Raw genomic sequence first — 641 nt, forward strand, 5'->3', positions numbered from 1 at the left:
TTTAAAAATCGACCGTAGTTTTGTGACTGATATATTGGAAGATGATCAGGACCGAACATTGGTTGAGGTGATAATCAAGATGGGACAAGCTCTGGGCATCAAAGTGGTAGCTGAGGGTGTTGAAACCGCAGAGCAGTTGGCACTACTCAATCAGTTTGGTTGTGACTTTGTGCAAGGTTATCATATCAGCCGTCCCCTTCCTTTTGATCAGTTTTTAGAGTTTCAGCGCTCTAAGCGGATTCCCGAATTGTTGATGAATAAATAGCTATAGTTTTTATTTATCGAGTCCCTTGTTTTATTTAATTTCTTTTATTTATAACTTTCGCCTATATTTATCTCAACACATTGCAAATCACCTTTACGCAATCAATGAGAGGAATTTAGTTATGCTACAGAACAGCGAAGGCCAGAAAATCCCTAACATTACTTTTCATACTCGCCAAGGAAATGATTGGGTTGATGTAACAACGGAACAACTTTTTAAAGGCAAAACTGTCATTGTTTTTGCTCTACCGGGTGCTTTTACGCCAACCTGTTCAAGTACACATCTGCCTCGCTACAATGAGTTAGCGCCGGTTTTTGCTCAAAATGGTGTGGACGATATTATCTGCTTATCGGTTAATGATACGTTTGTGATGAAT

At 39.2% G+C, this 641-nt stretch carries 2 protein-coding genes; both read left to right on the forward strand.

What is annotated here, in order from left to right; all coding sequences use genetic code 11:
• Positions 1-265, forward strand: a 265-nt coding sequence (locus B4K11_RS00520) for an EAL domain-containing protein (protein ID WP_292959182.1), incomplete at its 5' end; no start/stop codon positions are given.
• A 121-nt stretch (positions 266-386) separates the two neighbouring features.
• On the forward strand, positions 387-641 hold a 255-nt coding region (locus B4K11_RS00525; protein ID WP_292959183.1), incomplete at its 3' end, for a redoxin family protein.

The sequence above is a fragment of the Neptuniibacter sp. UBA6509 genome (assembly GCA_002435145.1).
Lineage (GTDB): Bacteria > Pseudomonadota > Gammaproteobacteria > Pseudomonadales > Balneatricaceae > Neptuniibacter.